A 22,357-nucleotide genomic window follows, 5' to 3' on the forward strand; every position below is an offset into this window, starting at 1 on the left:
GTAACTCACTCTCTCGTGACTCTCCTTCGCCGCAGCCATCTTGATTCGGGGTAATCCTGAAGGGAGCTCGTGCGCTCTTGAACGTGAGTGGCATGGTTGTATGTGCCAACGTGAGTGCGGCTATGCATTGGGGGGTGACAGCAAGGGTGATGAGGTGGGACCAGCGGTTTATTGCTTGGCGGTAGTGGATGGCTCTGTTATGGTAATTAAAATAGCCGTTTGGATGGCTAGATCGCTGCGGTTTAAGGGGCTTAATCTCTGAGAGCCACCCCGCCGCAGTCCCATAGCTTGATGCGTACCTGACAGGGAGTCCCTATGCTGTTTTGTTCCTTCTTATCTTCTCCTTTGACTGCTTCCTTGCGCGCCACGGCTGGCGCCAGCACCTTTATTGCCGCGATAGCGGTCGGGAGCCTCTCTTTTTCCGCGGTTGCCGCCGATGCGCCCTTGCCGGCCAAACAGGAGATCGTGATTGGTACCACGGTGGGGGATTTCGCCGACATGGTGACCGACTCCATCAAGCCGCAGCTGGAGGCCAAGGGGTACAAGGTCAAGCTGGTGGAGTTCACCGACTATGTGACCCCCAATATTGCTCTGGCTGACGGATCACTGGATGTGAACTGCTTCCAGCACAAACCTTATCTGGAGAGTTTTGCCAAAGATCGCGGCTTGTCGCTGGCACCCATTACCCAGGTGCCAACTGGCCCGATGGGACTTTATTCCGGCAAGCTGGCAGCACTCGACAAGGTGAAAGAGGGGAGCACGGTGGCCATCCCCAACGATCCCACCAATCAGGCGCGGGCGCTGTTGATGCTGCAGGATCTTGGTTGGCTCACTCTCAAGGAGGGGATAAACCCGCTCAAGGCGAGCGAGTTTGATGTGGTGAACAATCCGCACAATCTCAAGCTGGTGTTGCTGGAAGCCGCGCAGTTGCCCCGCTCGCGCGAGGATGTGGACTTCTCGGTGATCAACGGTAATTTTGCCGCTTCCAGCGGAATCCCGTTCAGTGAAGGACTGTTTCTGGAGCGCAGCTACGATTTTATCAACTGGGTGGTGGTGAAAAGCGCAGATGCGGAGCAGCCGTTTGCCAAAGATGTGGCGGCGGCCTACAACTCGGCGGCTTTCAAAGCCTATGCAGCCAAGCGTTTCGTCGGCTACAAGTACCCGCAAGGGTGGGGTGGCTAACAGTCGTGAACGTGGCCCGGCAATACAACGAAAAACGCCCCGAATTCGGGGCGTTTTTTATGGTATCAAGCCATCAACGGGCGCTTCACTGGTTGCGATAGAAGCGGTTCAGCTCGTTCATCACCTGGATCATGGCGCCCATATCCGGGGTGCCGTGCTTGATCGGGCGATAGCTGTTGCGTTCCAGCAGTTCGAAGTCACCCTGCTTGTTGAAGTGGGTGATGGTGTCCCCTTCATAGATGGCGAAGTCGTTCTGATCCCCGGCCAGCAGCCAGTTGCGCGGGCTGGTATCAAACAGCGAGCGGCCAACGCTGTAATCGCGCGCCGGATTGCGCACGCCCAGCATCCCCTGCATCAGGGTCGGCGCCAGATCGAAATGGCTGCTTGGTTGTTCCCGAACGTCACTGCCGCGCCCCGGCCAGGCCAGTACCAGCGGTACCTGCACCTGATAGGGTGAGTAGTTGCTGCCTGCGCCCCAGCTGTTGCTGCGGGTGTCGTTGAACTCCTGGCCGTGGTTGGAGGTGATGACGACGATGGTGTTGCTGTCCATCCCCTGCGACTGCAATTTGGTCAGCATCTGCTCAAGCAACTGGTCGGTATAGAAGACCGAGTTCTTGTAGCGGTTTTCCAGTTTTTGCAGATTCTCCGCCCGATAGGCGGTCGCCGGATTGAAGTTGGCGAGCTCCGGTTGGAACGGCCCCTTCATGGTGGCGGGCAACTGGTAGTCGCCGGGGCTCGAGAGATAGACCAGCGAGAACCAGGGACGCTCGGGAGAGCGCTTCTCCAGCCACTGCTGCCAGTCGGTCAGCAGCTTGCCATCGTCACTCTGCTCGGAGACAAACACCTGTTTGCGCAGACCGGCGAGGATGCTCTTGCGATACTTCTGGGCATCTTCCATCGCGCCGAATAGCCCGAACTGGTAATCCTGACGCAGCATCTCGTCGAACAGCACCGGCGGACGCTTGTCGCTGCTGATGTCCTTGTAGTAGTGACCGGGCAACCCGTAGAAGAGGCTGAACATGCCCATCAGGTCGTCGTTGCCACCACTCAGGTGATTGCGAAACGTCAGATGCTGATCCGCATAGCGCTGCAGATTGGGCATGTTGATGTTGTTGAGCATGTCAAAACGCAATGAGTCGACCACCACAATCAGCAGATTGTTGTGAGTCAGGGGGGCGTTGACGTTGAGCGGGCGCAGTGGGTAGTGCATCCGGCTGTCGCTGTTATCCCCCTGGGAAGCAGCCTGCTTCTCGTATTGATCCAGATCCAGCCAGCCATGTTTGGCCAGGAAGGAGCGGGCCGTCATGGGGTAGGAGAGGGGGAAGTTGGCTCTCTGCATGGTGATGGGCTGATAGAGGGTCGCATCCGCCCAGCTGTTGACCACGTGGGTCAGAATAAAGCAGATCAGCAGAGCCAGCCCCACCTGATTGCCGTACTGGCGGCGCTTGCGCTTGTTGACCTTGCGCCAGACATAGGCCGACAGCAGCAGTTGCAGCAGGAAGATGGTGGGCACGGCAACGAAGATGATGCTCCAGATTGAGCCCTCTTCGGTCTGCGCCTGATCCAGCAGCAACTGCCATACCTGACTGTTGAGGTGGAACTTGAACAGCCGGAATACCTGGGTGTCGATCAGCAGCAGCACCAGCGCCAGGGTGGCGATGATGGCGGAGATGAACCGCAACGGTTTCTCTTTGGGCAGCACGAAGCTGAGCGGGAAGATCGTCAACAGGTAGGTGACAAAACTCAGAAACGAGAAGTGGCCAATCCAGCTTACAACGAGGTAGATCACGCCAAGCGTGGTCGATGGCCAGCTGATGGCACCCAGATAACGGGTGGCGATGAGCATGGCCAGAATAATGTTGAAGAAGGAGAACCAATGCCCCCAGGTGATCAGGCGAGAGACATTATCACGATAGGGGTTACCGGTTTCGACCATAGTGATCCATCTGCGTTGAGAAACGTCAAATCAACAGAGTCGGGGACTCAGTGTGCGTCGTGGCGATTATCGACCGATGCGGTCAGGGCCTGGACAAACTTTTCAGTGATGGCCTGGCGCTGGGCCGGTGCCATACCGTTGATGATATTGGTGGTCAGATTGCCAAGCACCATAAGGCTGAGATCTACCGGCGCTTTATGCTTTTCCAGCGCGGTGATCAGGTCGTTCATCAGGGCGTCAAATTGCTCGTTATTGTACTTTGATACGATAGGCATAATCTTCAGTTCATCTCGGTTCAAAGCGCCTTATAATACTTCACCCTTTCGGCTAACACTATGGCTTTGTGACATGAGTCTCGATATCGACAAGATCATTCTTCACTCCTTGCGCCAGGGCGGCGATGGTCAACCCCACGCCGATACCCGCAGCCAGACCCTGCCCCCTGATGAGGCGGTACAGGGACTGATGGCGGAACTGCATCGGATCTACAACGGCAAGGGTGGCAAGGGCTTTGGCTTCTTTGCTGACCCCGAGGCCGCCGTCGCCGAGCTGGCCGACGGTGAAGAGGCTCCCAAGCAGCCTTCACCCGCGTTTCGTATCGCCCTCGAACAGCTGCTCGCCGAGCAGACCGAATTCGTTCCCTTCTCGGTCACTGTGACCCAGATGCTGGTCAAGCAGCTGGTGGAGCACGCCCTCGATGAGCAGGGGGTGCTGCTGTTTGCCAAATATAACTACGTCGGGGTCGATTATCTGCTGATTGCCCTGCTGGAGGGCAAGGAGAGCGTCACCGTCAGCGAAGCGCTGGAATTGCGCCATATCCAGTATCTGGATATCGGCAAACTCAATCTGGTGGCCCGCATTGATTTGACCGAATGGAAAACCCAACCTGATTCGCGCCGCTATATCACCTTCAGCAAGGGGCGCATTGGTCGCAAACTGGGCGACTTCTTTATGGATCTGCTGGGTGCCCGCGAGGGCATGGATGCCAAGGTACAAAATAAAGGCTTGCTGCAGGCGGTCGAAGATTATTGCGACAGTCGCCAGCTCGAGCCGACCGAGCGCAATGACTATAAAAAGCAGGTCTTCAAATATTGCACCGAACAGGCGAGTGCCGGTGAAGAGATCGAAATCAAGGAGTTGTCTGCAGAATTGCCTGGCGACAGTGACCTCGATTTTTACAGCTTTATCGGTCAGGAGTATGAGCTGGAAGAGCGTTTCCCGGCGGATCGCTCTACCTTGCGTGGTTTGACCAAGTTTGTCGGCTCCGGCGGCGGTCTGACTCTGAGCTTTGAGCAGAAGTTGTTGAACAGCCGGATCTTTTACGACCCTCAGACCGACACCCTGACCATCAAGGGTGTGCCGCCCAATCTTAAGGATCAGCTGCTGCGCCAGTCATAATGTGATCCGGCCTTCATTTTTGGCAAAAAGACACCGCAGTTCGCTGCGGTGTCTTTTTATTTAATGGGGCAGGGGGTAGCGAAAGCAACTCGGTGCTTTGTTAACAAATTAAACAGAATTATCCATGTGAAAGGGTTTTCAACGAGGTGAAAACCCTTTCATTCATGTCTTTTTATTTCTATTTGGTAATTTAATTTCTTGTGTTGGCGAGAAATATGCCAATAAATGGCGCTAACCCCCTGAAATAAGAAAATGTTTTCAAAACTTTCTGGAAGGAAATACGTAATTGCATTTCAAAAATGCGAGTTGCGTCATGTGAGCCGTTTGCCGCTTGGGATAATATTCATCTCGCACACAATGCTCTTACAGCGCGGAACTAATACAAGGAAAGGCTCATGAAAAAGAAATTGCTGTCATCCCTGATCGGTCTGGCCACTCTTGGCGTCGCTTGCTCTGCTACTGCTGCCATCGATGAAGGCCAGCTGACCATCTGGATCAACGGTGACAAGGGATACAACGGTCTGGCTGAAGTGGGTAAGAAGTTTGAAGCAGAAACCGGCATCAAGGTTACTGTGGCTCACCCGGATCAGGTTGAAGTGAAATTCCAGCAAGCCGCCGCCACTGGCAACGGCCCGGACATCTTCTTCTGGGCTCACGACCGTTACGGTGAGTGGGTCAAAGCCGGTTTGCTGGTTCCGGTAACGCCGAACGCTGCCACCAAAGGCAAATTTGAACAGCTGGCATGGGATGCCATGACTGTTGATGGCAAAACCTATGGCTACCCGGTTGCCATGGAAGCAGTCAGCCTGATTTATAACAAGGACCTGCTGCCCGAGCCGCCGAAAACCTTCGAAGAGATCGCCAAGATTGACGAGACTCTGAAGAAAAACGGCAAGCGCGCCATCATGTGGGCTTATGACACCCCGTACTTCAGCTATCCGCTGGTGGCTGCCAACGGTGGTTACGCCTTCAAGAAAACCGCTACCGGTTATGACGTCAAAGATACTGGCGTGAACAACGCAGGTGCCAAGATGGGCGTGGGCTACATCTCCGAGATGATCAAGTCCGGTCACCTGGAAAAAGGCATCGACTACGGTGTGATGGACGCCAAGTTCAACAAGGGCGAAGTGGCCATGATGATCAACGGTCCCTGGGCCTGGAGCAACCTGGACAAGAGCGGCATCAAGTACGGCGTAGCGCCGCTGCCGACCCTGAACGGCAAGCCGGCCAAAGCCTTCGTTGGCGTACTGGGTGCCACCATCAACGCCGCCAGCCCGAACAAGGATCTGGCTATCGAGTTCCTGGAAAACTACCTGCTGACCGATGCCGGTCTGGCGCCGGTTAACGCCGACAAGCCGCTGGGTGCCGTTGCGCTGAAATCCTTCCAGAAGACCCTGGAATCCGATCCGCACATCAAGGCCACCATGCTGAACGCCCAGGCTGGCGAGCCGATGCCATCCGTTCCCGAGATGAGCCGTTTCTGGTCTTCCTTCGAAACTGCCCTCAAGAACGTGACCTCCGGTCGTCAGGGTGTTGACGAAGCTCTGGATACCGCTGCCAAGCGTATCGTTCAGTAAGCACGCACTACCCGGGAGGCCGTCATGGCCTCCCACTCTCTCAAATCTCTCTTGGCGTTATAAAGGTTAATTGGCATGGAAGTAGTACCTTCTGTTGAGTCCTATGCCGGTCCGAAGGATAAGCACACCTGGCTTAAGTGGACCATAGCGGCCCTGGTTGCCATCCTCAACGGCTACGCAGCCGTGATGATGTACGCCAGTGGCGAGTGGGTATTCGCGCTGCTGGATCTGGTGGTGGTTTCCGTCGGTCTGTATGTCTTCATGAACAAGAAGACCTATGCCCATCGCTACATCTTTCCGGGTGTTGCGGGCATGGTTGTGTTTATCATCTTCCCTCTTGCCTACACCATTGGCATTGCCTTCACCAACTATTCGGGGTCCAACTTGCTCTCCGTGGAGCAGGCGCGGGACTACCACCTGAAGAAAACCTACAAGGTGGCGGGCGGTGAATTCGATTTTACCCTGCTGGGTGGCGACAACGGCCAGTTCCAGCTGCTGCTGACACAGGATGATCAATCCTTTATCAGCCAACCTGTTTCCCTTATGACCAACAAGGCCCGTGAGCTGGCGTCCCGTGAGGGGCGTGTGCAGAACACCCAGCAAGTGGTCGAGCTGCAGCCCTTCACTGGCGAAGCGGCCAGCAAGGCCGCACCGATCCGCGCCATTGTTGAGCATCGTACTCACCTGAGTGACCTTGATCTGGTGCTGCCGGATGGCGGTACCCACCTGACCCTGAGCAGCCTGCGCAAGTTTGCCGCCCAGAAGCAGCACTACACCCGTCTGATGGATGGCGCCGTGCTCAAGTCCGGCGTGGTGATCAAAGACAGCAACCTGCTGCGTGATACCCAGAATGGCGAGCTGATGCTGCCCAATGGCGAGACCGGCTTCTATCAGTACATCGACGAACAGGGTCAGTTTGTCGGCAAGGGTATTGCTCCGGGCTTTGTGGTGAGCGTCGGTTGGAAGAACTTCGCGCGCATCGTCACCGATCCGGGCATCCAGTCACCCTTCCTGCAGATCTTCATCTGGACCGTGATCTTCTCAACCTGCTCCGTCGCTTTCACCTTGGCTATCGGCATGGTGCTGGCCTGTCTGGTGCAGTGGGAAGAGCTCAAGGGGCGCGGTTTCTATCGGGTCATGTTGATCCTGCCCTACGCGATTCCGGCGTTTATCTCCATCCTGGTGTTCAAGGGGTTGTTCAACCAGAACTTCGGTGAGATCAACATGTTCCTGGAAGCGGCGTTTGGCATCAAGCCGGACTGGTATACCAACCCCTTCCTGGCCAAGGTGATGATCCTGATTGTCAACACCTGGCTCGGCTACCCCTACATGATGATCCTCTGCATGGGCCTGCTCAAAGCCATTCCGGAAGATCTCTATGAAGCGTCCGCCATGGACGGTGCCGGCCCGGTACAGAACTTCTTCAAGATCACCGTGCCGCTGCTGATGAAGCCGCTGACACCGCTGTTGATTGCCTCGTTCGCCTTCAACTTCAACAACTTCGTGCTTATCCAGTTGTTGACCAACGGTGCGCCCGACATCATCGGCGCCAGCACCCCGGCCGGTACCACCGACTTGCTGGTGAGTTATACCTACCGGATTGCGTTCCAGGGATCGGGTGGTCAGGACTACGGTCTGGCCAGTGCCATCGCCACAGCTATCTTCCTCATCGTGGGTGCGCTGGCGCTGCTCAACCTGAAATTGTCCAAAGCCGACAAGCAGCTGTAAGGAGGCTTCAACATGGCAATCGTACAACCCAAATCAGTCAAATACCGGGTGTGGGCAACCCACCTGGTCATGTGGGGCTTCCTGGCGCTGATCATCTTCCCGTTGATCATGGTTATCGCCATCTCGTTCCGTAACGGTAACTTCGCGGTAGGGGAGATCATCCCCTCCAATCCGACGCTGGATCACTGGAAGCTGGCGCTGGGCATGTCCATCACCAACGCCGACGGCAGCATCACGCCGCCGCCGTTCCCGGTGCTGACCTGGTTGTGGAACTCCATCAAGATCGCCGGCATCACTGCCCTGATGATCGTGACGCTCTCCACCACCTGTGCTTACGCCTTTGCCCGCCTGCGTTTTCGTGGCAAGTCCACCATCCTGCAGGGCATGCTGATTTTCCAGATGTTCCCGGCGGTGTTGGCGCTGGTAGCCATCTACGCGCTCTTTAACAAGATTGGTGACTACATCCCCTGGCTCGGTCTCAACACCCACGGTGGCCTGATCCTGGCGTACATGGGTGGTATCGCCCTGCACGTCTGGACCATCAAGGGCTACTTCGAGACCATCGACTCCTCTCTGGAGGAGGCGGCGGCCATCGACGGGGCGACCCCGTGGCAGGCATTCCGTCTGATCCTGTTGCCTCTGTCGGTGCCCATCCTGGCGGTAGTGTTTATTCTGGCCTTTATCGGTTCCATTACCGAGGTGCCCATGGCCTCCATCCTGCTGCAGGATGTGAACAATCTGACCCTGGCGGTCGGGGCCCAGCAGTACCTCTATCCGCAGAACTATCTGTGGGGTGATTTCGCGGCGGCCGCAGTGCTCTCCGGTTTCCCCATCACTGTGGTGTTCCTGCTGGCACAGCGCTGGTTGGTTGGCGGTCTGACTGCTGGTGGTGTGAAAGGTTAAGTTTATGGCCGGGGGAGCTGACTCCCCCCGCTATCACGATTTGCAAAGATTCAAGAGCGGAGCTCGTCATGGCTGAAGTAGTACTCAACAACGTTCGCAAAAATTACGATCCGGCTGTTCACAAGGACACCCTGCGCAACATCAACCTCTCCATCAAGGAAGGGGAGTTCATTGTCTTCGTCGGCCCGTCCGGCTGTGGCAAATCCACCCTGCTGCGGATGATCGCGGGTCTGGAAGACATCACCAGCGGTGAGCTGACCATCGGCGGTCGCTACATGAACGATGTGCCGCCGGTAGAGCGCAACGTCGGCATGGTGTTCCAGTCCTACGCCCTCTATCCCCACATGAACATCTACGAGAACATGGCCTTTGGTCTGAAGCTCAAGAAGATGGACAAAGAGAATATCCACAAGCGGGTGATGCGCGCCGCCGAGATCCTGGGTCTTGAGCCGCTGCTGGACAGAAAGCCCAAGGCGCTCTCCGGTGGTCAGCGTCAGCGTGTCGCCATCGGTCGCTCCATCGTGCAGCAGCCGCAGGTGTTCCTGTTTGACGAGCCGCTCTCCAACCTGGATGCCGCGCTGCGGGTCAAGATGCGGATCGAGATCGCCAAGCTGCACAAAGAGCTTAACTCCACCATCATCTACGTGACCCACGATCAGGTGGAAGCGATGACTCTGGCCGACAAGATTGTTGTGCTGAGCCCGCTCAAGGCCGAAGCTGCCACCAACCTGGAACAGTTCGGTTCACCGCTGGATCTCTACCACAACCCGGACAACAAGTTCGTGGCGGGCTTTATCGGCTCTCCCAAGATGAACTTCCTGGCGGGCGAGTTGCTGGAGATTGGCGAGCAGGAGTGCCTGGTCAAGTTGACCTCTGGCGATACCGTGCGTGCCCGGGTCGATGCCCGCAGTGGCGCTGTGGGTGACAAGGTGGAGCTGGGCATTCGCCCCGAGCACCTGATGCCGCTGGATCACCCCCATGCACACAGCAAGGTGAGCGGGATCGTGCAGGTGGCCGAGCACCTGGGTGCCGAGTCCTTCGTTTATATGGATGTGGATGGTCACGACTTTACCGTCAAGGCCACCTCGGATGTGGATGTGGCGACCGGTCAAACCTACAGCGTGGGTATCCCGGCCGAAGCCTGCTACCTGTTCGATGCCAAGGAGCAGGCGTTCCCCCGTACTGCCAAATATATCCGTACCTGATTTTTTGTTGTGCCGGTTTTCCTTTCTTAATAATCAATGCCTTTTTGCCGGTCGTCAGACCGGCTTTTTATTGCCTGCGATTTGAACATGCAGATAGGCAAGGTAACCCGGTTCAAGCCTCGAGTTCGGCGGTAATATCGGGCACAAAGGTCTGGCTGGCCAGCGGCGGGCGCTCATACCCTTCGGTCTTGATGGGGGGGAGCTTGATAGGCTCGTAGTGGATCGCCTCGTAGGGCACCTTGCTCAGCAGATGTGCAATGCAGTTGAGGCGAGCACGGCGTTTGTCGTCCGCCTCCACCACGAACCAGGGGCAATCCTCGGTGTCGGTGTAGGTGAACATGTCATCCTTGGCGCGGGAGTACTCCACCCAGCGCGAGCGGGACTGCAAATCCATCAGGCTGAACTTCCAGCGCTTGATGGGGGTGTTGATCCGCTCCTTGAAGCGCTTCTCCTGCTCCTCGTCGCTGACCGAGAACCAGTATTTGATCAAGGTGATGCCGGAGCGGATCAGCATCCGCTCAAACTCGGGGCAGGCGCGCAGAAACTCGCGATACTCGGCGTCGCTGCAAAATCCCATCACTCGCTCGACTCCGGCCCGGTTGTACCAGGATCGGTCAAACAGCACCATCTCGCCAGCGGCGGGCAGGTGGGCCACATAACGCTGAAAGTACCACTGGGAGCGCTCTCGATCGGAGGGGGCGGGCAGCGCCGTGACCCGGCAGACCCGGGGGTTGAGCGGTTCGGTGATCGCCTTGATGACGCCCCCTTTACCGGCGGCGTCCCGTCCTTCGAACAGTACCACTACCTTTAACCCCTCCTGCTTGACCCACTCCTGCAGCTTGACCAGCTCCTCCTGCAGATGGGCAAGGTGGTGCTCGTAGCACTTCTTGTCCAGACGTGGCCGCTTCTTGCTCTTCTCCTTCGCCATGGGCTTCTCCTTTTGGCATCCTTTCATGGGTGACTTCTTTGAGTCACTGCCAGCTTGCACCAGGGAGGCGTCACCTGCCAAGGGGGACGTGATACACTGCCCGCCCATCGCTGGCAACAGGAGATAACATGAAGCATTTTATGGAGATAGCGGGCCGCCGGATGGCCTATCTGGATGAAGGGCAAGGGCCGGTACTGCTGTTTGGCCACAGCTATCTGTGGGACAGCGCCATGTGGGCGCCGCAAATCGAGGCGCTCAAGGGCAGCTATCGCTGCATCGTTCCCGAGCTGTGGGGCCACGGTGATTCTGATCTGCTCCCCGAAGGTGCCTGCACGCTGGCAACCCTGGCGCGGGATCACCTGGCGCTGCTCGATGCCCTCGGCATTGAGGAGTTCGTGTTGGTGGGCCTCTCCATCGGTGGCATGTGGGGTGTGGAGCTGGCGCGCATGGTGCCAAACCGCCTCAAGGGTCTGGTGCTGATGGATAGTTTTGTCGGCCTCGAGCCGCAGATCACTTGCGAGCGCTACCTTGGCATGCTGGCAATGATCGAGCAGCTCGGCACCGTGCCGGCGCCCATCATCGAACAGGTGGCGCCGATCTTCTTTGCCAACCAGCCCGATGCCGACTTGCTGGCCGATTTCAAGGCGCGTCTGGCCGCTTGGCCAAATGAGAAGATCGCCGCCATGGTGGCGGTGGGCCGCAGCTTTGTGACCCGCGAAGATCGCATCGAATGGCTGGAGGAGATCACCACTCCCGCCTTGGTTATGACCGGCTGCGAGGACAAGGCGCGTCCGGTGCTGGAGGGCTATCTGATGGCCGAGATGCTGGGTTGCCCGTTCAGGGAGATCCCGATGGCTGGCCACATCTCGTCGCTGGAAAATCCGGCCTTCGTCAATCAGCAACTGACCGAGTTTCTGGCGGCGCTGTAAGCCTGAATTGGCAGCTTGAGCAGGCTGTACTACCAGCCTGATGGTCGTGAAAAAGGGAGCCGAGGGCTCCCTTTTGTTTGGTCGTGTCTCACGGTTCAAGACTCATAACCGTTACCAGATATAGCCCAGCGCAAAACCCGCATAGAGCTCGCCATCGTGCTGGACGATGGGGCTGTTTTTGATGTCCCGATCATACCATTCGTAGTTCATGGCAAACATGCCAATCCAGTTGGGGCTGAAGCGGTAGCTGGTGATGAGGGCCGCCATCGGGGATAGGGTGGTACCGGTATCCCAAGCGGGCCGCTGGGCAGTCGCCTCGCTCTCGGAGATGCCGCCGAAGTAGTAGTTGGCCATCTTGTCGCTGCGCAGCATCAGCCCCATCCCCGGCATGATCAGCAGGTTGTCGCGCAGGATGGGGAAGTCGGCCCACAGCAGCAGCTCCTGCCCCTTGCTGCGGCCGGTGACATCGCTGTTGGCCCGCACGGTCAGCAGGGCATAGGGGGTGATGATGTTGCCACCGATCCCGCCTTCCAGCTGCCATTTTCGCTGCTCCATGCCGCTGAAGGCGGGCGAATCCTCGGGATCCAGATTGCCAAAACGGACCCGGCCATAGCCGTAGAGGGCCAAGTTCTCATCCTTGTGGAAGTAGTAGCGAGCCCGATCCCCCAGAAACATAAAGTCGTCGCCGAAGTAGATAAAGCCCGGGATGGCGTAGAGGCTGTTATCTTGTGCTTCATAACGGGCCTGCCCCCCGATGAGCGCCGCACCGGCGACAAAGCCTTGTGGCACCGGACTGGTTGGGCTGTCGCTGGTGAGCAGATCCATGGCGCCAAGATCGATATCGGCACGCGCTGGGAGGGCTGCAGCGAGGAGCAGGGCCGTCAGCCCTGCCGCTCTGATTTGACGAAAAAAGGTCATGGACACTCCGTTGTCACGATTGCAGGGGAAGCAGGTTATTTTACGGCACTGGACATCTCTTCACGTTTTGGCCAGGCATTGATCACCGCCTTGACCAAGGTGGCGAGGGGAATGGCGAAGAAGACTCCCCAGAATCCCCACAAGCCGCCGAAGACCAGCACGGCGATGATGATGGCCACCGGATGGAGGTTGACCGCTTCCGAGAAAAGCACCGGCACCAGCAGGTTGCCATCGAGAGCCTGAATGACCAGATAGGCCACCATCAGCCAGGCGAACTCGGGGGTGAGCCCCCACTGGAACAGGGCCACCATGGCGACCGGTACCGTCACCACGGCAGCGCCGATATAAGGGATCAGCACCGAGAAGCCGACCGCGACCGCCAGCAGCACAGAGTAGCGCAGTCCCATCAGGGCGAAGGGAACATAGGTGGTGATGCCTACGATGAGGATCTCGATCACCTTGCCGCGGATGTAGTTGATGATCTGGTTGTTCATCTCCACCCACACCCGGTTGACCAGGGTGCGGTTGCGCGGCAGGAAGCGGCGCAGGCTGCCCATCAGTACCCGCTTGTCTTTGAGCATAAAGAAGACCATCAGCGGTACCAGAATGAGGTAGATCATGATGGCGACCACGTTGACCAGCGAACTGAGGGAGGCGCTCACCAGATGCTCGCCGCCACTGAGGATGCGCTGGCGAATATTGTCGATGACGGTCTCCACCAGACTGACGTCGATGAGCTCGGGGTATTTGTCAGGCAGGGTGCGCACATAATCCTGAGCGTGGGTCAGCATGGCCGGCGCCTCTTTGGCCAGATTGATCCCCTGACTGACCAGCGTCGGGATAAGACCCAGCAAGGAGGCGACTGCTACCGCAATAAAGAGGATCAGAATGACGCTGGTGGCCAGGGTGCGCGACAGCCCCGCTTTTTGCAGCCGGGCGACCGGCCACTCCAGCAGATAGGCCATTACCAGCGCCACCAGCAGGGGGGCCAGCAGATCGCCAAACAGCCAGATGATGGTGAAGCAGAACACCAGCAACAGGAAAAGGGTAACGGCATCGGGATCGGAAAAACGGGTCTGATACCAGCGCTTCAATACTTCTAACATGACGGCATCCTTACATCACTGGGGCTCAAGATGGTTGTTTCACCCCGACAACCAACTGCAAAGAGAGGGTATTGTCCGGTTGTTGCTGCATCTCGACATAGTGGCCCTGACGGTGCAGATAGGCCGGAATATCCTGCCGGGAGCCCGCATCGGCCAGCCGGATGGTGACGGTTTGACCGCTTTTGGCCCCCCTTAACCAGAGCTTGAGCCGGATCAGCGGCTCGGGGCAATGCCAGGGGGTCAGGTCGAGAATTTCCATGGGGGCTCCATCAGGCAGGTGGCCGCTATTATGGCCGTGATAAGAGCATGAAACAACGCTTGTAGCCCTTGATGGGCAAGGGTATTCTGCCGAGGCCCTTTCTGATGGAGATAGAGATAACGTGGCACGTTTTTCCCCCCTGATGGCATCGCTTCCCCTGCTGGCTTCCCTGATGGGCGCCACGTTTCATGCCGAGGCCAACAATCAGCTTCCCGACATCGGCACGGCCGGGGTTGCTGCCCTGCCCATCGAGCAGGAAGTGCGTTACGGCAACGCCTTTATGCGCTTTGCCCGTGCGGGTTTGCCGATCATCGATGATCCGGTGCTGAGCCAGTACATTGACGATCTGGGTCAGCGACTGCTGACCAACGCCGATGGGGTACGTTTCCCGTTTACCTTCTTCCTCATCAATGATCCCAGCATCAACGCGGCCGCCTTCCTCGGCGGGCGAGTCAAGGTACACACAGGCCTCTTCCTCTACGCCGACAGCGAGAGCGAGCTGGCCTCGGTACTGGCCCACGAAATAACCCACGTGACCCAGCGCCATATCGCCCGTTATATGGAGGCGCAGGCGAGCAGCTCGGCGGTGACCCTGGCCGGTCTGGTGGGCTCCATCGCGCTGGCGGTGATCAACCCGACTGCCGGTATCGCCGCGCTGCAGACCACGCTGGGTCTCTCCATGCAGTCGGCCATCAACTACACCCGCGACAACGAATATGAAGCGGATCGCATCGGCATGAAGACCCTCTATGATGCCGGTTTCGATCCCATGGGGATGGCCAACTTCTTCCAGAAACTGGCTGCCGAATACCGTTACGCCAGCAAGCCGCCGGAGATGCTGCTCACTCACCCGCTGCCGGAGACCCGGATCAGCGAGGCCCGCGCTCGGGCGGGCAGCTATGGCCGCCGCGACTTGCCGCCCAGCCTCGACTTCTGGCTGGCCAAGGTGCGGATTCAGGTGCGTTTTGGTACCGATACCCCGCAGGGGCTGCTGAGCTACTTCGATAGCCGGATCCAGAAGGGGGATTACCCGCTCAAGGATGCCGCCATCTATGGCAAGGCGCTGGCGCTGATCCAGCTCAAGCGCACCGACGAGGCGGATACCCTGATGCAGGAGCTGGCGGCCCGTCATCCGGAAGATCTCTTTATCGTCGATGCCCAGACCGATATCGATCTGGCCAAGGGGCGCAGTGCTCAGGCCATCGCGCGCCTCGAGAAGTTCCGCAGCCGGATGCCGGATAACGAAGTGGTGGTGGTCAACCTCGGCAACGCCTACCTCGAGAGCGGCAACTACAAGAAGTCCATCGCCATCCTCGACCCCTATGCCCGTGCGCATGAGGAGAACAATCTAGCCTGGAACCTGCTGGCCGATGCCTATCGCAAGGCGGGCAGAATGACCGAGCTGCATATGGCGCGGGCCGAAATGCTCGCACTGCGCGGGGATTATCAGGCGGCCATCGACGAGCTGATCGTGGCGCGCGGTACCACCAGCGACCGGATGACCCTGGCTCGTCTGGAGGCGCGCATCACCGAGCTGGAGCGGGCCAAGAAGGATCTCGACAGCCTCAAGGGCTAACGAAGCATATCAAACAAGGGCGCACTATGGTGCGCCCTTGTTGTTTATGGCGGTGGCGTTGATGTGGGGGACGGTGATAGCAGCGATGGGCTAGTGACTCATGCTGCTGGCGGTCGCCTTGAGCACCTCGATCTGCTGCTGGTCGAGCTCGCCGACCAGCGTCTGCTTGAGCTTGCCCTCGCTATCGAGCAGATAGCTGGTGGGCAGGCCGCTTGGGCGAGGGAAGGGGAGCCTGGCATCTTCATTGGCAATAAGGAGCGGCACCTTGATGTGATACTGCGCAGCCAGCTTGTCCAGCGCTGCTGGCGTGGTCGGGTCGTAGTTGATGGCCACCACTGTGATCTGGCCTTCTGCCGCCAGCGCGTTGAGGCGCGGCATCTCCCGCAGGCAGGGGGCGCACCAGGGGGCGAAGTAGTTGACCAGCAGCGGCTTGCCGGCAAAGTGGCGCAGGCTGACCGACTGCCCTGTTGCATCGGTAAATTCGGGGACGGGTGTGCAGGCGCCCAGCAGGCCCGCCACAATCAGCCAACAAATTCGTTTCAATTCCTTTCCACTGCCGCTTACCCTGACCATCACTTTCCCCTACAATAGCGCCGTTTCTAGTCCCATCTTGCGATTAATCAGGGAGTTACCATGAGCGAGACCCAAATCTACCACAATCCGCGCTGCTCCAAGAGTCGCGAAACCCTGGCTCTGCTGGAACAGCACGGGATCGCCCCTGATGTGGTGCTCTATCTGGAGCAGGCCCCGAGCGAAGATGAGATCCGCAACCTGCTCTCTCTGCTCGGTTTTAGCGATCCCCGCCAGCTGATGCGCACCAAGGAGGATCTCTACAAGGAGCTGGGCCTCAGCGAAGTGAACGGCGACGCCCTTATTCGTGCCATGCACCAGCATCCCAAGCTGATCGAGCGCCCCATTGTCATCAAGAATGGTCAGGCCCGCATTGGTCGCCCGCCGGAGCAGGTGCTGGAGATCCTCAAGTGAGCACCCGCTTCGCACGTTGGCTGACTCTGGTCGGCTTCTTCGGCCTGCTGGGCTGGGTCATCCTCTGGCATCTGTGGCTGTCACCCCACCCGGACCTCAACCCCTGGCTGCTGCCGGTGATCTGGACGGTGCCGCTGCTCTTTCCCCTCAAGGGGATAGTGCAGGGCAATCCCTACACCCACGCCTGGGGCAACTTCGTGTTGATGCCCTATTTCCTCCACGCCCTCACCCTGATCACCACGGATGAGGGGGAGCGGTGGCTGGCGGTGGTGGAATTGCTGTTCACCACTCTCGCTTTTGTCGGCACCATCTATTACGCCCGACTGCGTGGTCGCGAACTTGGCTTAAGCATTCGCAAAAAGAAAGACGAAGCCAACTGATGACAAATGCCCCGCAAGGGGCGTTTTTTATGGGGAAGCAGGCCTATCCAGAGGGATCACTGTGCCCCTTGCGCTGCCCGATATTGGGCCAGCTGCTGCTGGCTAAAGTCCATCAGCTGGGGATAGAAGCGCAGAAATCCCGCCTCGCATGTTTGCCACTGCGACTCATCGAGGGTCAGCAGCGCCTCTCCCAGTTGTACCGGGCGGCGCAGTCGGCGGCCGATGCCATTCAGCGCTTGCCCCAGCCCCTCCCTGTGGCGGTAGGAGGCGATCCAGTTCTGCTCGGCCATCCGTTTGAGGGGGAGTGGCAGTCCGTCCGGCAGGCGTAGGTGATCCGCCAATAGCTGCTCATAACTGCGTTGCAGGAAGCGGGGCAGGGGCTCGGTACTGAACAGCTCCCAGTGCTGGCTCAGCCAGTGGTCGTAGATCATATCCACCACTATGCCGCCAAAGCGGCGCCAGGGGGCCTCGAAACAGGCGACGGCCGCCTTGTGCTCGGGGTGGCTGTCGGTGAAAGCGTCAATTTTGCGGTGTAGCCAGATCCCCTCATCGAAGTGGGCGGCAAGCCCCGTGGGCAGCGTGCCTTTGACGAAATCGCCGAGCAGATTGCCGGTGAGGGAGCTTCGGGTGTGGGCAGCCAGATGGAGATGGGCCAGAAAATTCATCGGTCGCTGTGGGTCTGTTATGGGATGGCAAGATGCTTCGAGCCTAACGGATCCCGCCCGCCTTGACCATGATCGGGATTTTGCTACTGCTCTGCGGCTGCCTCTTGCCGGGCAAAATTCAGGCGTGCTAAGGTGATTGCCATCTTTGTCACAGGACGCGACAAACCACCATGATGCGCAAAGCCAGAGGCTTTTTTCTGGCCTTCTACTTCAAGCCTTTCTATCTCTCTGAGTGGTTCGACGAATAGATCGAACCTCTGGAGCAGTTCACTGACGTCCGCTCGGGCGTGATCTCGCTCATCCAGATTTTGCCGCTTTTGGTCATCGCATGCATTCGCCTGCGGTGCCTTGTCCGCGCCTGTGCGCTTTTTATGTAATGGAGTACTCATGATGAAGATCAGACTGACCCTCTCAGCCCTGTTTGTTGCCAGCCTGCTGGCCACCCCCGCCATGGCCAAGGAGTGGAAAACCGTGCGCTTCGGGGTGGAGGGGGCCTACCCGCCCTTCTCCTGGACCGATGCGTCGGGCGAGATCAAGGGGTTTGATATTGATCTCGCCAACGCCCTGTGTCAGCAGATGGCGGTCAAGTGCGAGCTGGTGGCGCAGGATTGGGACGGCATGATCCCGGCCCTGCTGTCGCGCAAATACGACGCCATCATCGCCGCCATGTCGATCACCGACGAGCGGCGCCAGAAGGTCGATTTCACCGAGAAATATGCCCATATTCCCAATCGCTTTGTGGCGGCCAAGGGGACCGAGCTGACGCTGACCCCGGAAGGCATGGCGGGCAAGCGCATCGGGGTGCAGCGGGCCACCACCCACGACAAGTACCTGACCGACAATTTTGGCTCGAGTGTTACCATAGTCCGTTACGGCAATGCCGATGAGGCCTATCTCGATCTGAAAGCGGGTCGGGTGCTGGCCCTGCTGGCCGATGCCTCTGCCATTGAGCAGGGGCTCCTTGGCAAAGAGGGGGGCGACAAGTTCGATTATGTAGGGCCCGCCCTGACCGATCGCCAGTGGTTTGGTGATGGCATGGGGATCGCCGTGCGCAAGAGCGATAAGGAGCTCAAGGGCAAGCTGGACGAGGCGATCAAGGCCCTGCGTGCCAATGGCACCTATCAGCAGATCAACCAGAAGTACTTCAAGTACGATATATATGGTGGTTGACGGGGGGAGGGAGCTTGCTCCCTCTCTTTTCATTGGGCAAGCGACTATCGTGCAAGGAGGATCGCCATGTTGACCCTGATCGAGGGGGCCGAGATCTTCAGCCCCACCCACCTTGGCCAGCAGGATCTGCTGGTGGCTGATGGCCGTATCGCCTGGATGGGCAAGGGGTTGACGGTGCCTGCAAACTGGCCGCTGCATCGGGTCGATGGTCGTGGCCGCTATCTGGTACCCGGGTTGGTGGATCCGCTGGCCCATATCACGGGCGGCGGCGGTGAGGGGGGCTTTGCCTTTCGCACCCCTGAACTGGCGGCGAGCGAGGCGCTCAAGGCCGGCGTCACCACCCTGGTGGCGGCGCTTGGCACCGACAGCCTGACCCGCACTCCCGCGCAGGTGCTCGGCAAGGTGCGCGAGTTTCGTGCCGCCGGGGTGAGCGCCTTTATGTATACCGGCTCCTACCATCTGCCGGTCAAGACCCTGACCGGCACGGTGGAGTCGGACATCATCCTGATCCCAGAGGTATTGGGGGTGGGGGAGGTGGCCATCAGTGACCACAGATCCAGTGCGCCGACCCACGACGAGCTGGCCAGGCTTGCCAGCGAGGCGCGGGTGGCCGGGCTGCTTGCGGGCAAGAGCGGGGTCAGCTTCTTCCATGTCGGGGATGGCAAGGGGGCATTGGCCCCCCTTCGGGCCCTGCGCGATGAGACCGATATTCCGCTGCGCCAGCTCTATCCCACCCACTGCAACCGCAATCCCTGGCTCTTTGCCGAGGCCATCGAGTGGGGCAAGGCAGGAGGTTGGGTCGACCTCACCACCTCGAGCTTTCCCGATCTGCTGGAGGATGGCGAGCGGCTTGCCGCCGATGCGCTCGTCGAGCTGCTGGCCGCCAATGTGCCTGCCGAGCGCATCACCTTCAGCTCGGATGCCAACGCCAGCCTGCCGCGCTTTGATGGCGAAGGGCGGCTAATCGAGATGCGCTGCGGCCAGATTGCCAGCCTGTGGCAGCAGTGCGTGCGCGCGACCCGGCTCGGTGTCTCGCTGGAGAAGGCATTGGCCGTGGTGACGAGCAATCCGGCGCAGGCGCTGGGGCTTGGCAGCAAGGGGCGTATCGGGGTTGGGCAGGATGCGGATCTGCTGCTGGTGCACGACCGGACGTTTGCTATCGAGCGAGTGATGAGTGGCGGCCAGTGGCGCGAATAAGGCTGCGGGCAATATCGCAGCCAGTGCGAGTGCGTGGTTGCTCCAAACAGCAAAAGCCCGACAACAAGGTCGGGCTTTTTTATCTGCAATGTGGGAATCAGGCTTAGAGCGCCAGAAACCCGAGGATCAGGATGGGGCCGAGCAGGCTCAGGATAAAGCCGGAGACAATGGCCACCGGCACCACCTGAATACCCCCTGATTTCTGGATGACCGGCAGGGTGAAGTCCAGCGCTGTGGCGCCGCCGTAACCAATGGCCGCCGAGGGGTGGCGACGCATCAGGACCGGGATGATCAGGATGGCGATAAGCTCACGCCCAAGATCGTTGATAAAGGCAGCAGAACCGAGCACCGGCCCCAGTTTGTCGGCCACCAGAATACCGGAGAGCGAATACCAGCCGAAGCTCGAGCTCATCGCCAGACCATGGGCAAAGGGCATCCCCAGCAACTGGGCCGCCAGCAGGCTGCCCAGCCAGCTGCTGAGGATGACGGTGGCGGCGATTTTCATTCCCCAGGGGTTGAGCAGGATCTGGCGCAGCCGCATGCCGGAGTTGCGCATCTGCACCCCGATGAGAAACAGCAGCAGCATCAGGGCCCACTCGCTCCACTTGTCGATGGGCAGGGCGCGCAGATCCACCAGTAGACCCAGCAGCACACCGCCGAGCACCACAAAGCAGAGCTGCAGGGATTCCCACAGCAGGTGCAACTTGCCCGGCATCTTGGCATCGCTCGCCTCGTGGGTCGGCGGCGTGCGCTTGTCGAGCCACCAGAGGGCCAGCAGGTTGCAGACCGTGATTGCGGTGAGCATCACCCCGGCGACCTTGAAGATCACCGCAAGATTGCTGCCCAGGTTCTCCACATAGGCAAGCCCGAGCCCCATCAGAAACAGAATGAGGTAGACCATCTTGCCCAGACTCTGGTTGACCAGCTTGATCAGTCGGGCAGAGGAGAGGGGAACCAGATAGCCGATTGCCAGTGGCAACAGGATCAGCAACACATTGAGCAGCATCGAGGCCTCGATCACAAAAACTGATAAAAACACCACCTTATCATTACTTATTGGCTCTGTGTCACATATCTCTCGCTTTCATGGCCGAAAACAGCCCTTTTGGGGGCGGATTGTTACTTTTTTGCCACAACCTCTCTGTTTGATAAGGTTCTGTGCGAGCCCGAGTGCACCAATGAAATCAAGTTGATCCAATCGGGGTGCCGATATTTCGCTCGGCAAGGGGGTGCATAAAGCCATTTTGGTGCCGGTTTGGCACACATCACGCTTTTCTCTTGCCACTGATATGATTGGGGTATAAAAAGGCGGTATCGGAATAGCCATTGAAACGGCTGTTTATGCAAACAAAGTGCTGAAAAATACGCAAAGAGCGAATAAAAATAGAGCGAATCCTCTGAAGACCCTCGTTCTGTATTGTTTTTTCACTATCCGGGTGATATTTTCGCTGAAGGTTGCCATCGGTTAACTTTTTGTTAAATGGACGATGGTTGAGTCACGCCCCTGCGGCGTCTAGGGACAGACAAGGTTGTAATGGATGAGCGACGTTGCCGCACTGGAAGTACGTGATCTGCACAAATATTTTGGCACCCACGAAGTGCTCAAGGGCATCGACATGACCGCCCACAAGGGGGATGTGATCTCCCTTATCGGCTCCTCCGGCTCGGGGAAGTCGACCTTTCTTCGCTGTATCAATCTGCTTGAAACCCCCTCATCCGGCACCGTCTCGCTCCATGGCGAGTTGATCCGGATGAAAACCAGCCGCGCCGGCGAGCGGTTGCCCGAGGATATGCGTCAGGTGGAGCGGATCCGCAGCCGACTGGCCATGGTGTTTCAAAGTTTCAATCTCTGGTCACACATGACCATCATGCAGAACATCATCGAAGTGCCGATCCAGGTGCTCAAGGTGCCTCGCGCCGAAGCACTGGCCAAGGCAGAGCAACTACTCAACCGGGTTGGACTCTGGGAGCGGCGCGACTACTATCCCGGTCACCTCTCCGGTGGTCAGCAGCAGCGGGCCGCCATTGCCCGTGCGCTGGCGGTAGAGCCCGAGGTGATGCTGTTTGACGAACCCACCTCGGCGCTGGATCCCGAGCTGGTGGGAGAAGTACTTGGCCTGATGCGCGAGCTGGCCGAAGAGGGACGCACCATGCTGGTGGTGACCCACGAGATGTCGTTTGCCCGGGATGTATCGAACAAGGTGATGTTTCTGCATCAGGGGCGGGTGGAAGAGGAGGGCAACCCCAAGGAGATTTTCGCCCATCCCAAATCCGAGCGGTTCAAGCAATTCATCTCCTCCATCTACTGATGGCGGG

23 protein-coding genes are annotated in these 22,357 nt (G+C 58.6%); 13 read left to right on the forward strand and 10 right to left on the reverse strand.

The annotated features are described in order from the left end of the window. Positions 1 to 315: 315 nt before the first annotated feature. Entirely contained in the window at positions 316 to 1,182 is an 867-nt protein-coding gene (locus G5137_RS07765; RefSeq protein ID WP_235695263.1) for a MetQ/NlpA family ABC transporter substrate-binding protein, read from the forward strand. Positions 1,183 to 1,267: 85 nt separating this feature from the next. Here G5137_RS07765 and G5137_RS07770 read toward each other — a convergent pair whose 3' ends face one another. Both G5137_RS07770 and G5137_RS07775 read right to left on the reverse strand, forming a co-directional pair. Beyond that, positions 1,268 to 3,118: a DUF3413 domain-containing protein gene (locus G5137_RS07770; RefSeq protein ID WP_421255187.1), complete on the reverse strand. Its 1,851-nt coding sequence runs from the start codon at positions 3,116 to 3,118 to the stop codon at positions 1,268 to 1,270. 47 nt (positions 3,119 to 3,165) lie between these two features. Beyond that, positions 3,166 to 3,393: a YejL family protein gene (locus G5137_RS07775; RefSeq protein WP_005333874.1), complete on the reverse strand. Its 228-nt coding sequence runs from the start codon at positions 3,391 to 3,393 to the stop codon at positions 3,166 to 3,168. 73 nt (positions 3,394 to 3,466) lie between these two features. Between G5137_RS07775 and yejK the strand changes: the two genes are divergently transcribed. The 5 genes from yejK to G5137_RS07800 all read left to right on the forward strand — a co-directional run bounded on the left by yejK (position 3,467) and on the right by G5137_RS07800 (position 9,929). Then, positions 3,467 to 4,516 (forward strand): nucleoid-associated protein YejK, encoded by a 1,050-nt coding sequence (yejK, locus tag G5137_RS07780; RefSeq protein ID WP_421255188.1) that lies wholly within the window; start codon positions 3,467 to 3,469, stop codon positions 4,514 to 4,516. Between the two features lie 395 nt (positions 4,517 to 4,911). Continuing rightward, on the forward strand, positions 4,912 to 6,093 hold the full coding sequence (malE, locus tag G5137_RS07785) for a maltose/maltodextrin ABC transporter substrate-binding protein MalE (protein WP_005333871.1): 1,182 nt from the start codon (positions 4,912 to 4,914) through the stop codon (positions 6,091 to 6,093). 75 nt (positions 6,094 to 6,168) lie between these two features. Next, the gene (malF, locus tag G5137_RS07790) at positions 6,169 to 7,821 is read left to right on the forward strand and encodes a maltose ABC transporter permease MalF (RefSeq protein WP_005333870.1); all 1,653 of its coding nucleotides are present in this window, start codon (positions 6,169 to 6,171) and stop codon (positions 7,819 to 7,821) included. Between the two features lie 12 nt (positions 7,822 to 7,833). Beyond that, a complete protein-coding gene (gene malG, locus G5137_RS07795) occupies positions 7,834 to 8,724 on the forward strand; it encodes a maltose ABC transporter permease MalG (RefSeq protein ID WP_005333868.1) in 891 nt (296 codons plus the stop codon). A 68-nt stretch (positions 8,725 to 8,792) separates the two neighbouring features. Further along, positions 8,793 to 9,929 (forward strand): ABC transporter ATP-binding protein, encoded by a 1,137-nt coding sequence (locus G5137_RS07800; RefSeq protein WP_005333867.1) that lies wholly within the window; start codon positions 8,793 to 8,795, stop codon positions 9,927 to 9,929. Positions 9,930 to 10,041: 112 nt separating this feature from the next. Here the strand turns inward: G5137_RS07800 and ppk2 are convergent, their stop codons facing one another. Next, positions 10,042 to 10,857 (reverse strand): polyphosphate kinase 2, encoded by an 816-nt coding sequence (ppk2, locus tag G5137_RS07805; protein ID WP_421255189.1) that lies wholly within the window; start codon positions 10,855 to 10,857, stop codon positions 10,042 to 10,044. Between the two features lie 128 nt (positions 10,858 to 10,985). Between ppk2 and G5137_RS07810 the strand changes: the two genes are divergently transcribed. After that, entirely contained in the window at positions 10,986 to 11,786 is an 801-nt protein-coding gene (locus G5137_RS07810; protein WP_421255190.1) for an alpha/beta fold hydrolase, read from the forward strand. Between the two features lie 111 nt (positions 11,787 to 11,897). On the opposite strand, the gene G5137_RS07815 is transcribed toward G5137_RS07810, so the two are convergent. Genes G5137_RS07815 through G5137_RS07825 form a run of 3 tightly spaced genes read right to left on the reverse strand, consistent with a single transcriptional unit; the run spans position 11,898 to position 14,069 of the window. Beyond that, the gene (locus G5137_RS07815) at positions 11,898 to 12,704 is read right to left on the reverse strand and encodes a MipA/OmpV family protein (protein ID WP_421255191.1); all 807 of its coding nucleotides are present in this window, start codon (positions 12,702 to 12,704) and stop codon (positions 11,898 to 11,900) included. Positions 12,705 to 12,739: 35 nt separating this feature from the next. Continuing rightward, positions 12,740 to 13,810 carry an AI-2E family transporter gene (locus G5137_RS07820; RefSeq protein ID WP_421255192.1) on the reverse strand — a complete coding sequence of 357 codons (1,071 nt, stop codon included), beginning with the start codon at positions 13,808 to 13,810 and terminating at the stop codon, positions 12,740 to 12,742. A gap of 25 nt (positions 13,811 to 13,835) precedes the next feature. Further along, positions 13,836 to 14,069 (reverse strand): sulfurtransferase TusA family protein, encoded by a 234-nt coding sequence (locus tag G5137_RS07825; protein ID WP_421255193.1) that lies wholly within the window; start codon positions 14,067 to 14,069, stop codon positions 13,836 to 13,838. Between the two features lie 121 nt (positions 14,070 to 14,190). Between G5137_RS07825 and G5137_RS07830 the strand changes: the two genes are divergently transcribed. Continuing rightward, positions 14,191 to 15,645 (forward strand): M48 family metalloprotease, encoded by a 1,455-nt coding sequence (locus G5137_RS07830; protein WP_005333848.1) that lies wholly within the window; start codon positions 14,191 to 14,193, stop codon positions 15,643 to 15,645. A 90-nt stretch (positions 15,646 to 15,735) separates the two neighbouring features. Here the strand turns inward: G5137_RS07830 and G5137_RS07835 are convergent, their stop codons facing one another. Then, complete coding sequence (locus G5137_RS07835; RefSeq protein ID WP_421255194.1) at positions 15,736 to 16,218, reverse strand: TlpA family protein disulfide reductase; 483 nt, start codon at positions 16,216 to 16,218, stop codon at positions 15,736 to 15,738. Positions 16,219 to 16,278: 60 nt separating this feature from the next. Between G5137_RS07835 and arsC the strand changes: the two genes are divergently transcribed. After that, positions 16,279 to 16,629: an arsenate reductase (glutaredoxin) gene (gene arsC / locus G5137_RS07840; RefSeq protein ID WP_108612511.1), complete on the forward strand. Its 351-nt coding sequence runs from the start codon at positions 16,279 to 16,281 to the stop codon at positions 16,627 to 16,629. Then, on the forward strand, positions 16,626 to 17,009 hold the full coding sequence (locus tag G5137_RS07845) for a DUF2069 domain-containing protein (RefSeq protein ID WP_107684428.1): 384 nt from the start codon (positions 16,626 to 16,628) through the stop codon (positions 17,007 to 17,009). Before arsC ends, G5137_RS07845 begins: the two co-directional genes overlap by 4 nt. A 56-nt stretch (positions 17,010 to 17,065) precedes the next feature. Here the strand turns inward: G5137_RS07845 and G5137_RS07850 are convergent, their stop codons facing one another. Continuing rightward, positions 17,066 to 17,674, reverse strand: coding sequence for an ACP phosphodiesterase (locus tag G5137_RS07850; RefSeq protein ID WP_421255195.1), 609 nt, complete (start codon positions 17,672 to 17,674; stop codon positions 17,066 to 17,068). Positions 17,675 to 17,757: 83 nt separating this feature from the next. Next, a complete protein-coding gene (locus G5137_RS07855; RefSeq protein ID WP_421255196.1) occupies positions 17,758 to 18,063 on the reverse strand; it encodes a hypothetical protein in 306 nt (101 codons plus the stop codon). Here G5137_RS07855 and G5137_RS07860 point away from each other — a divergent pair. After that, positions 18,062 to 18,844 (forward strand): ABC transporter substrate-binding protein, encoded by a 783-nt coding sequence (locus G5137_RS07860; protein WP_005344726.1) that lies wholly within the window; start codon positions 18,062 to 18,064, stop codon positions 18,842 to 18,844. The two genes, G5137_RS07855 and G5137_RS07860, sit on opposite strands and share 2 nt — an antisense overlap. A 66-nt stretch (positions 18,845 to 18,910) precedes the next feature. Beyond that, complete coding sequence (gene iadA, locus G5137_RS07865) at positions 18,911 to 20,041, forward strand: beta-aspartyl-peptidase (RefSeq protein WP_421206611.1); 1,131 nt, start codon at positions 18,911 to 18,913, stop codon at positions 20,039 to 20,041. A 103-nt stretch (positions 20,042 to 20,144) separates the two neighbouring features. Here the strand turns inward: iadA and G5137_RS07870 are convergent, their stop codons facing one another. Next, entirely contained in the window at positions 20,145 to 21,047 is a 903-nt protein-coding gene (locus G5137_RS07870) for a lysine exporter LysO family protein (protein WP_227343036.1), read from the reverse strand. Between the two features lie 532 nt (positions 21,048 to 21,579). On the opposite strand from G5137_RS07870, the gene G5137_RS07875 reads away from it, so the two are divergent. After that, positions 21,580 to 22,350 (forward strand): ABC transporter ATP-binding protein, encoded by a 771-nt coding sequence (locus G5137_RS07875; protein WP_005337310.1) that lies wholly within the window; start codon positions 21,580 to 21,582, stop codon positions 22,348 to 22,350. Positions 22,351 to 22,357 lie beyond the last annotated feature (7 nt).

Origin of the sequence: Aeromonas sp. 600282, assembly GCF_049175755.1 — a bacterium.
GTDB classification, from domain to species: Bacteria; Pseudomonadota; Gammaproteobacteria; order Enterobacterales; family Aeromonadaceae; genus Aeromonas; species Aeromonas veronii_A.